Source organism: Streptodolium elevatio (genome assembly GCF_040649515.1).
In the GTDB taxonomy this organism is placed as follows: Bacteria; Actinomycetota; Actinomycetes; order Streptomycetales; family Streptomycetaceae; genus Yinghuangia; species Yinghuangia elevatio.
The window spans coordinates 44961-55258 of sequence record NZ_JBEZFP010000048.1; the positions used below are offsets into that span (position 1 = coordinate 44961).

Sequence of the window (10298 nt, forward strand, 5' to 3'; positions counted from 1 at the left end):
CAGCCGGCGCCGCGGATCAGCGGCGGCGCGCCCGGCATGCGATCGTGGTGCCGGTCCGGTGAACCACGTCGGTTGGTCGGACAGCGGACACGTGGACGCGTGAACACGCGGCCCCTCGGGGAGGGCGGGTCGCGGCTCGCGGTCGCCGGGCGCACTCGTGCGGTCGGCGACGGTGTTCGGCGCAATGTCGGTCGACGGGATGTCCGAGGGGGCCTCGACGTGGTGTGGCTGGTGGTGAGCGCGGTCCTGTTGGCCGTCGCGGTCTGGTACGCAAGATCCGTCCTGCGCGCGGGCCGCGCCCGCGGCAACGCGCCCGATGCCCAGGACGCACTGGACCTGCACCGTCTGGCCTTCCTGGCCGGCGGACCCGCACGGGTCGCGGACGTGGCGGTGCTGACCGCATGGGCCCGCAGCGCGGTCACCATCACGCCGGACGGCCGCGTGGCCCCGGGCCCGGCAGTCTCGGGCACCGCACCAGGCGCACCGCCGAGCGCAGTGCCCGATGCGACCCCGAGAGGGGCTGCCGCGCCGTCCGCCGCCTTCGACGCGGCCGTCGGCAGCGCGGTGGGAGGGGCGGGCGGCACCGCGACCGTCGCCGGCGTCCGGCTCGCCGTCGCCGACGCCCCGGCCGTACGCACGCTGCGCGACCCGCTGTTCGGTATGGGTCTGCTCAACCCGCCTGCGCGAACCGCCAGCTTGCGGACTGTTCGCATCGTGCTGTCGCTCATCCCGCTGGTCGCAATCGCGGGCCTGTTCGCCGAGCCGCTGTCCGGCTCGCCCTCCGACGACACGGCGCTGTGGTCGGCCAACCTCGGGGCCGTGCTCATCGTCACCGGCGCGTGCTGCGCGCTGCTGTTCTTCCTGTTCACGCGCTACAACAACCTCCGCGCGCCGCTCAACGACTCGTCGCTGTTCCACCTGTGGAACCTGGTGCGCGACCCGGCGACCGTCCAGCGCCTGGGCGACGCCGTGCCGGGCGGCCACGGCCTGGGCGAGGTCGCGTTGTTCGGGCACGACCGCATCGCGGACGCGGCGCTGCGCGAGGTCTTCCGCCAGGCGGCGCGGGTCACCGCGGGACGCGTCACCAGCGACGGCTGGACGGAACAGCAGTGGCAGGCGGCCGCGGACGCGCGCGGACCGCTGGGCGGACCGACGTACGCCGACGCCTACAGCGCGCACCACGCGCCGGGGACGGCGCCCGGACCGGTGGGCGGCGCGGCGGGCGCGCCGATGGGCGGATCGCCCGCCGACCCCTTCCGCGCACCCGCGCCCGGTGCTGCTCCCCAGCAGCCGTACGCCGGGCCGAGCCCGTACGGCGGAGGCGCCGCCGCCTACCCGCCCGAGCAGCGCCCGCCGTGGGAGTCGCACCCGAACGCCTGACCGGTCACCCGCAGGGGGCCCGGCGGGCGCCGAGCGGTCTCGTCAGCGCGCCGCGGCCTGGAAGGCGTCCAGCCACGCCGGGAACGCGGTGAGGTCGTCGAGCACCGCGTCGGCTCCCGCCGCGCGCAGGTCGACCGCGGCGATCGGCCCGGTGGCCACGGCCACCGACGTCGCCCCGGCCGCGCGGGCGCCGGCGACGTCGCCGAGGTGGTCGCCGACGTACACCGACGCGCCGTGCTCTCGCAGGGCAATCGCCTTGCCGTCGCTCCACAGGCCGCCGACCACCTTGTCGACGGCCAGGTCCAGGTGCCGGATGTGCACCTCGGCGTTGCCGAGCGCCTTGGCGGTGACGACGATGGCCTGGCCTCCGTGCCGGTGCACCGCGGCGATGGCCTCGCGCGCGCCGGGCAGCAGGACCGTCCCCGGGAGCGCGAGTTCGGGGTAGATCTCGCGGTAGCGCGCGGCCACCGGAACCACCTGCTCGGCGGGGAACCACTCCGCGATCTCGTGCTCGAGCGGTGGCCCCAGTCGCGACACCACGAGTTCGACGTCGACCGGTACGCCGGTCTCCTCCGCCAGGACCTGCCACGCCGCACCGATTCCGGCGCGCCCGTCGATCAGCGTCATGTCCAGGTCGAAGCCCACCACCAGGTTGCCCATGCCCCGCACCCTACGCGCGCGCCCGGCACATCCGCCGCGCGGCTCTCCCTGGGGCACCGCGCCGACCACGCCCGGCACCCGCGCTGCCCGACCGACCGATTGGTCGTGTGTCCGTGACCTGCGAATACCGGGTTCGTTGGGCAGTGCCGGCGAACCATCCTGTTGCCGTTCGGGTGTCCGGGGACACGTCCACGGGAGGCGAAGGCGTGCGATCGTGGGGCAGTTGTCTCGACACCGCGCTGATCGACGGTCAGGGCCTGCGGGCCGACTACCGCGCGGCGGCGCGGTTCCTGCGCCGCCGCGAACCGGCGTTGTTCGCCGCCGTCCGCTTCCTCGCGCCGCCGGAGTTCCAGCCACACGTCTGCGCGGGCTACGCGTTCGCGGGCTTCACCGACGACCTCTGCGACTGGGGAACCGTGGAAAGCCGGGTGCGCCGGCTCGACGACTGGACGGAACGCGCACGTGCGGCCATGGGCGGCGGCACCGCCGACCACCCGTTGATGCGCGCCTACTTGAACTCGTGTGAGACTCGCGGGCTGCCGTGGCGCTGGGTCGAGGAGTACCTCACCGGCGCCCGCGTGGACCTCGACTTCTCGGAGTTCGCGACGGAAGCCGACTACCAGCGTTACATCGACCAGTTGTCCTGGCCGTTCGCCATGGCCACGGCCGGGCTGGTCCATCCCGGTGGAGGCGGCGACCAGTGGGCGGAGTGCTGCCGGTGGCTGGCCGACGGCTGCCAGCGCAGCGACTTCCTCATGGACCTCGCCGAGGACATGCGCGGAGGTCGCCTCTATCTCCCGCTGGACGCGCTGGCCAGGCACGGAGTGTCCCGCGCCGACCTCGCGGAAGGCCGGGACACACCGGGCGTCCGGGCGCTGCTGGCCGAGGTGGTCGGGCAGGCGCGTACGGCGCTGGGCGCGGCCGACGGGTTCGTGACCGGCGCCCCCGAGGCGCATTTTCCGCTGCACCGCTTCGCGGTGGAGTTGTACCGCCAGCGGCTTGCCGGAGTGGCAGCGCTCGGGCCGTCGTTGGCGCGGCGGGCGTACCGCGACGACCCGTGGGCCTGCTGGCGCCTGCTGCGTCAGGTCCGGTGCCCGGACTCGTCGGTGCGGGCCGGCTCCCCGGCGGACGGCCTCCCGGGCTGAGGCAGCGCGTGCGCGCGGGTCAGCCCTTCGAGCGCGCGTACGTGCGGCCCTGGCGGCAGGTCGGCGAGCGCCGCCCGGGCGAGGGCCGCGTGCTGTTCGGCGATGTCGCGCGTCCGGGCCGCGGCTCCGCATCGCCGTACCAGGTCCCGGAGTTCGCGGTGGGCGTCGCGCCGGTCAGGGCTTTCGGCCGCGGTGTCCGAGGTGGACCGCGCGCCTGTCGCGACGCCGCCCTCGACAGACCTGGCGCCCGTTCCCTCGTCGTCGGCTTCGCCCGCGAACAGGCGGCGGATCGCCTGCCGGTCGCACGCGTCGGCCATGTCCAGTGCCAGCAACACCGGCAGCGTGGGGCGGCGGTTGCGCAGATCGCTTTCGCGGGGCTTCCCGGCGTGGCCGTCGGCGTCGGCATACGGCAGCAGGTCGTCGCGGATCTGGAAGGCGAGGCCGAGGTGTTCGCCGTACGCCGCCATGCTCGCCTGCGCGTCGGCGGGCGCGTCCGCGAGGGCGGCGCCCACCTGGCAGGCGGCGGCGAGAAGTGCGGCGGTCTTGCGACCGGCCATCGCGAGATAGGCGGCCGCACCGCTGTCCATGTCGCCGGCGAGGTCGAGTTCGGCGGACGCGCCACGGCACGCCTCGGCTCCGGCCCGTGCCTGGATGGCGAGCGCCTGGCGGATCTGGCGGTCTCCGACGCCCCGCTCCGCGCAGTCGGCGAGCGCGGCGAACCATGTGAAGTACAAGGCGGATCCGGCCAGGATCGCCTGGCGGGGTCCGTGCAGCGCCTGCACGGTCGGCTTGCCGCGGCGTACCAGGTCGCCGTCCAGGATGTCGTCGTGGACGAGGCTTCCGACGTGCGCGCATTCCAACCCGGCGGCCGCGGGCAGGACTTGGTGCAGGTCGGCGCCGAAGGCGAGTGCGCTGTGGCACACGAGAAGCGGGCGCAGCAGCTTGCCCGGCGTCTGCAGGGCGTACCGCGCGATGTCGTCGAGGCCGTTCGTGCCGCGGGGGAAGCGGGCCGCGATCTCCGCGGCGACCGCCTCGCGAACGGCGTCCGTGCCGGGCGGACGGGTCTCGGCACGCGGGTCGGCCGTCAGTTGCTGGATCACCGGAATCCCTCACCCTCGCGCGGGGCGCCGCCGCGCTCCGGGCACCGGCACGGCTCACGAGCGCGTCATGCCCACCCCACCGTCACCTTGAGCATCACAAGAATCACCGACAGTAGCATCGGAGGCCGAGCCTCGCGCCCGCCAACCGACGAACACGTTGGTCCTGCCGGGCCTCGGAACCGGCGACCGCAAAATCGGCAGAATCAGCAGAATCAGCAGAACGGACGAAACAACAGCACCAGCGGCAGGCCGACATACGACAGCGGAGGAGGGGGCGGCCCCGGGCCGCCCCCTCCTCTTTTGTGCTTACCGTGCGAGCCGCCGCGTCAGTGCAGCGTGCCGCCGGTCGCGGGGGTGCGTCCGGCGCGCATGACGAACGCCAGGACGACGCTCACCAGGCCGGCCGCGGCCATCGCCCAGAAGACGAGCGTCCAGCCTTCGTCGGTGTAGACCTGGGTGACGTCGACGGTTGTCGGCGGTCCTCCGGTCTGCGAGGGCGCGATGACCTGGTAGGGGTGTGCGGACACGATCGCGGTGAGGATCGCGGTGCCGACCGCGCTGCCGAAGGACTGCGTGAGCCCGAGCATGCTGGCCCCGATGCCCTGCTGCTCCTGCGGCACCGCCTCGACGATGAGGTTGTTCGCGGCGCCGTAGTACATGCCGAAGGCGATGCCGAACACGATGCTGATCAGCAGCAGTTGCACCCAGGTGCCGTGCCAGAGCGCGTACATGACCATGGTCGCCGTCATCAGGATCATCGCCCAGAGGTACGGCTCCCGCAGCCCGCGGCGCTTGCCCCACTCACCCGCGGCCGGTCCGGTGAACATGCCCGGGATCGCCTGCCACGCGGTGATGTGCACCGCCAGCGCCATGAGGCTGAACCCGAGTGCGTACGCCAGGTCGCCGTCGAACACGAGGACTTGCCGCAGTGCGTCGGCCGAGACCCCCGACTGGGCGGCGAAGCCCTGGACGACGCCGTTGTCGACGACCTCCTTGTCGATCTGCGCCATGTACGCGACGGCGTACGCCTGCACGCCGATGATCATGTTGGAGAACAGGCCGATCGCGAGCACGATCGACACGCGCGGCGTGCGCAGCAGCTTCGGGTCCATGATCGGCTCGGGGGCGCGCAGTTCCCACCAGTAGAACAGCACCAGCAGCGCGACGCCGCCGATCAGGTAGATGTACGCGGTGAACTCGCCCCAGCCCCACTGCTGCCCGTTGGACAGGTAGACCAGCGCCAGCGCCGCGCCGGCCCCGACCAGGACCGATCCCAACCAGTCGAGGTTCTGCTTGACCTTGAGCTTGGTCTCCGGGACGACGATCCAGAAGATCGGGATCAGGACCAGGATGTAGATCGTCAGGAACCAGAAGATCGAGCGCCAGCTCCAGTGGTCGGTGAGCCAGCCGGTCAGGAACGGCGACGCGAGGGCCGAGACGCCGAAGCCGGTGGCGATGACGCCGATGGCGAGCGGCACGTACTTGCGCGGCATGAGGTCGCGGATGAGCCCGGCCGCGATGGCGGCCATGGCGAACGCGGTCGCCTGGAGGCCGCGGCCGATCAGGAAGACCGCCCAGCTCTCGGTCAGCGCGCAGATCAGCGATCCGGCGAGGAAGGCGATGCTGCTGGCCATCAGCACGAGCTTCTTGCCCACGAGGTCCGCGAGCTTGCCGAGGATGGGCGTCGTGGCACCGCCGACGAGGCCCAGGATGATGATCATCCAGCTGACGTTGTCGCCGGCCGTGGGGAAGTCCTGGCCGACCTTTTGCACCGCGGTGGAGACCATCGAGTACTGCAGCGGCACGACCTCGGAGAACAGCACGATGACCGCGAGCACGCTGAAGACGCGGGCTTTCGAGGCACCTTCGAGGCGTCCGGTGACGTCGTCCCCGGACGCGGGGTCTCCGGAGGACGGACCGTCCGCCACCGCCGTCTTCGCGGGCGGTCCGGAGGGCGGCTCGGCGGCCGAACCGGAAGCGGCGGCGGCCGCGTCGGGCTTCTCGGCCGACGCCTCCTGCGGAGTTTCCTGCCGGGGCTCCCCGGAGCTCGCCGCCGGGTTCTCCCCGGGCTTCTCGACCGGGTTCTCACCTGGGCTCTCGCCTGGCGTCTCAGTCGGCTTCTCGCTGTTGTCGGACACGCGTTTCCTCCCCGAGCGGGCTATGGCTGTACGGGTGGGCATGGCGAAGCAGACCGAGGGGACGACACGGTCTCGGGACGGAACCTGATCATCCGGTTCCGCAACGGGAGGCTTGTGTAACAGCAGCGCCGCACGATGTGAAGAGTGCCCCGTGAGTCGCCAAAGCGACCGAACCGGCGGTTGGGGCACGGCGATTGACCGGCGCGACGATTCGCCGGAAGCCGTCCGTCGCCGCGGGTCGAGGTGAAACCTGTTTCGCTTTTGACCGGACCCGCTCGGTCTTGGATCGGCCCGGTTCCGTGTCGACAGGGGGAAGGTCGCGGACCAGTCGGGACATGCCGAAACGACCCGGCAGAACTGGAACGCGTTCCAGTAAGCCGGGCCGCACTCGGGCCGTCGGGCGTTACAGGCGCGGCTTGTCGAAGAAGTCGCCCGAGGTCACGTACTCGTAGAAGTCGCTGATGCCGCGACCGGTCAGCGAACGCGGTTCGAAGCCGTCGAAGTACGTCAGCGGCACGTGCACGGTCAGCAGCAGCGCCACCACGACGACCCCGAACTGCACGGACTTCAATCCGACCTGGTAATCGCCGAACCAGAACCAGAGGATGACGAAGAAGTTGACGATCAGCAGGAAGGCCCAGCGCTCGCGGTCCCATCCCGCAAACGTCGCCATGGCCGGGGCGAGCGCGGCGAGCACCGACATGACCAGCAGCTTCGCCGGGCGGTCGCCCGCCCGCGCGAACAGGAGCAGCGCGACGCCGATCAAGACGATCAGCGGCAGCAGATAGAGGAAGACCTCTTTCTGCGAGTACATCTTCCAACTGTCCTCCTGCGTGCGCGAGAACAGTTCGAGCGCGTCCGGGCGTACCGGGAAGTGCGCCTCTTCCAGCTTGCGCTGGAGCGCAAGGGAGGTACCGGACGAGGTGGGCTTCGCGGTCAGGATGAGCAGCCCCGTGGCACACGCCGGGACCGCGGCCACGATCGTGCGGGACAGCGGCAGCACGCGCAGGCACGCGACGAAGAACAGCGGCAGCACGGTCAGCGCGGTGATCTCGTGCACGCACATCGCCAGGACCATCGTCAGCGACGCGGGGATCCACCAGCCCCTGCCCAGCATCCACAGCGCGCCGAACAGCAGCAGGTACAGGACCTGGTCGAAGTAGCCGACCTCGTGGAACAGGTAGCCGCCGGTCGGCAGCAGGAAGAACGCCAGGATCAGGAAGCGACGTGCCGGCAGCCGCGTCACGACGGCCTGGTACACCAGCACCGCCAGCAGGCCGGCGAGGATCAGGAACGAAAGCAGCGCGTACATGCGGTAGTGGTAGCCGGCCGCGTCCGCGATCGGGTCCATCAGCGTGCCGACCAGGAACCGGCGGTGGAAGCCGTCCTGGAACGAGACCGACTGCAACGTCGCCGACCAGGCGTTGGGCATCCGTATGCCGGTGTACGCCGCGACCAGCACGCACGCGAGCGCGGCCGCCGTCATCGCCCAGATGTGCCGCCGTCCAAGTGGTCCCTCCGCCTCCGCGGGCGGCGCCCCGTCCGGCCCGCCGGACCGGGTGGCCGTCGTCTCGTCGTCGCTCGTTGCCGAGCGGGTTCGGCGAAGCACCAGGGACACGAATTGACCTCGAATCAGGCGACCTGTCGGGGAGCGAGCGCATGTGCGTCCAGCCCCCGGCACAATAACGTCCCCGCAGCTCGGCGCGATGTTGCGCGGCCGCACAGCGAACGCCCCGGTTCGCCGGATGGACGCGGCACACAACTCTATCCGCTGATCACGGACCGGGCGGACGCCGCGGGGCGCACGGGCGCGTGGCGGCGCGCCCGTTGGGAGGCAGGCGCGCAAGGGAGGACCGGAATGCGTACGCCCATCTGGGTGGGAGCACGTGCGCCCCGGCGCGGTACGACGCACGATGGACTCCGGGCGCCCGTCCCCAAGTCGGTCGCGCCCGGGGAAGGACGCCTGTGACTTCGGGTGCGCAGCCGTGGGTCGACCAGCAGATCCTGGCACTCCTGCTCGACGGCACGGCGGCCGGAGTCGGGATCCTGGACCTGGACCTGAAGTACGCGTTCGTCAATCCCGCCCTCGCCCGCATGAACGGCGTACCCGCCGAGGACCACATCGGCAGGACCATCGCGGAAGTGCTGCCCGGGCTCGACGCGGGCGAGGAGGAACTGCGCGCCCTCCTGGTCGACGGCCGCCCCCGCGAGATCACCACGAGCGGCCAGACGCACGCCGACTCGCCGCACCCCACGCGCTACTGGTACGGCGTCTACCACCGCCTCGAACACGACGGCCGGGTCCGCGGTGTCGCGGCGGTCGTCGTCGAGGTGAGCGAGGCGCAGCACGAGCACCACGAGCTGATCAGGGCCCGCGAACGCCTGGAGATCTTCGACGCCGCCATGCAGCGCATCGGCACGACGCTCGACATGGACACCACGTGCGTCGAACTCGCCGATTTCGCGCTGCCGCTGCTGGGCGACATGGTCGCCGTCGACGTGTTCCCCAAAGGCCATGCGGAGATCGGACGCGGAGTCGTACACGGGACGCTGCGCATGCACCGCGCGGCGCTGGCCTACGTGCCGGCGCTCCAGTCGGTGGCCGACGTCGTGCACCCGCCCGGGCGGCCCATCGACTACCAGGAGGGTTCGGCCGTCCACCGGGGGCTGGCCTCGGGGGCGCCGGTGATGGACAACTTCGCGTCCCACGAGTCGATGCGCCGGCACGCGCCGAACGCCGAACGCCTCGCCCCCTACCTGGCCGCCGGAGTGCACTCCGGCCTCCTCGTGCCGCTGTCCGCGCGCGGCCACGCGATCGGGACGCTGACCGTGCTGCGCGCGGGCGACTCCCCCGGGTTCTCGGCGCAGGACGTCGTGGCCGCGCGCGAGCTGGCCGGACGCGCCGCGGTCGCCCTCGACAGCGCCGTGCACTACACACACGAGCACGCGGTCGCCCTCGAACTCCAGCAGGCCCTGCTGAACGAGCCGCGCGGCCCGCACCCCGACGTCGAGATCGCCTCGCGCTACCGGCCCGCCGGGGCGTCCGTGCTGGTCGGCGGCGACTGGTTCGACGCGATCCCGCTGCCGGGCGGGCGCACACTCCAGGTGATGGGCGACGTCATGGGCCACGGCGTCGAAGCGGCGGTGGCGATGAGCCACTACCGATCGATGCTCCGCGCGCTGGCCGCGGCGCACCTGCCGCCGCACACCATCCTGGACCGGCTCGACGAGATGATCGCGGCCGCCGGGTTCGAACGCGCGGCGACCTGCCTGCTGGCGATCGTCGATCCGGCGGCGGGTGCGTGCACGCTGGCCAACGCGGGGCACCTGCCGCCGGCGGCGATCCTGGAGCAGGGCGTACGCCTGCTCGACGTCCCCGCCGGGCCGCCCCTGGGCACCGGCGTCGGCGGCTACGAGTCCATGGTGATCCCGTCGTGGCCGGGCCCGGTCCTCCTGCTCTACACCGACGGCCTGGTCGAACGGCGCGGCGAGGACATCGACGCGTCGCTGGCCCGCCTCACCGCCCTGCGCCTCCCGCGCGACGCGTCGCTCGACGTGCTCGTGGACACGATCCTCGACGAACTCGGCTCGGGCGCCGAGGACGACATCGCCCTGATGGCGTCCCGCATCCGCCCCGAGGCGTGGCCGCCGGACCGCCCTCTTCCGCCGCGCCGCAACCCGAAGCCCGGCACCGCCTGACGGGCGGTGCGTTCACCGGTCGCGGGCCGTCAGGGTCCTCAGGCCGTCCGGGCGCCTGGCCTCGCCGGGGCTGCCGGGAGCGCCTAGGGAGTGTCTTCAAATTCGCGTCGGTTAGCCCGCGGGCCGTGGTGCGTGCGCTCGCAAGGCGCGGGCCGCAGCTCGGCCTGGGTTTGGCC

7 protein-coding genes are annotated in these 10298 nt (G+C 72.3%); 3 read left to right on the forward strand and 4 right to left on the reverse strand.

The genetic code is table 11. The features are described from left to right. The first annotated feature begins 219 nt into the window (after positions 1-219). The gene (locus AB0C36_RS19690) at positions 220-1380 is read left to right on the forward strand and encodes a TIGR04222 domain-containing membrane protein (RefSeq protein WP_358355695.1); all 1161 of its coding nucleotides are present in this window, start codon (positions 220-222) and stop codon (positions 1378-1380) included. Positions 1381-1422: 42 nt separating this feature from the next. Here AB0C36_RS19690 and AB0C36_RS19695 read toward each other — a convergent pair whose 3' ends face one another. Further along, on the reverse strand, positions 1423-2040 hold the full coding sequence (locus AB0C36_RS19695; RefSeq protein WP_358355697.1) for an HAD family hydrolase: 618 nt from the start codon (positions 2038-2040) through the stop codon (positions 1423-1425). A 206-nt stretch (positions 2041-2246) separates the two neighbouring features. On the opposite strand from AB0C36_RS19695, the gene AB0C36_RS19700 reads away from it, so the two are divergent. Further along, on the forward strand, positions 2247-3185 hold the full coding sequence (locus tag AB0C36_RS19700) for a squalene/phytoene synthase family protein (protein ID WP_358355698.1): 939 nt from the start codon (positions 2247-2249) through the stop codon (positions 3183-3185). On the opposite strand, the gene AB0C36_RS19705 is transcribed toward AB0C36_RS19700, so the two are convergent. The 3 genes from AB0C36_RS19705 to AB0C36_RS19715 form a co-directional block, all read right to left on the reverse strand. Next, positions 3122-4285, reverse strand: a complete 1164-nt coding sequence (locus AB0C36_RS19705; protein WP_358355699.1) for a polyprenyl synthetase family protein — start codon at positions 4283-4285, stop codon at positions 3122-3124. The genes AB0C36_RS19700 and AB0C36_RS19705 overlap by 64 nt on opposite strands. Positions 4286-4611: 326 nt before the next feature. Then, on the reverse strand, positions 4612-6423 hold the full coding sequence (locus tag AB0C36_RS19710) for an MFS transporter (RefSeq protein WP_358355701.1): 1812 nt from the start codon (positions 6421-6423) through the stop codon (positions 4612-4614). 403 nt (positions 6424-6826) lie between these two features. Further along, on the reverse strand, positions 6827-8041 hold the full coding sequence (locus tag AB0C36_RS19715) for a hypothetical protein (RefSeq protein WP_358355702.1): 1215 nt from the start codon (positions 8039-8041) through the stop codon (positions 6827-6829). A 347-nt stretch (positions 8042-8388) separates the two neighbouring features. Here AB0C36_RS19715 and AB0C36_RS19720 point away from each other — a divergent pair, with 347 nt between their 5' ends. Further along, positions 8389-10122 (forward strand): SpoIIE family protein phosphatase, encoded by a 1734-nt coding sequence (locus AB0C36_RS19720; protein ID WP_358355704.1) that lies wholly within the window; start codon positions 8389-8391, stop codon positions 10120-10122. Positions 10123-10298: the final 176 nt, after the last annotated feature.

Bases quoted from the DNA above. Each gene is read 5' to 3' on its own strand.
- AB0C36_RS19695 (WP_358355697.1), bottom strand. From the start codon at position 2,040: ATGGGCAACCTGGTGGTGGGCTTCGACCTGGACATGACGCTGATCGAC.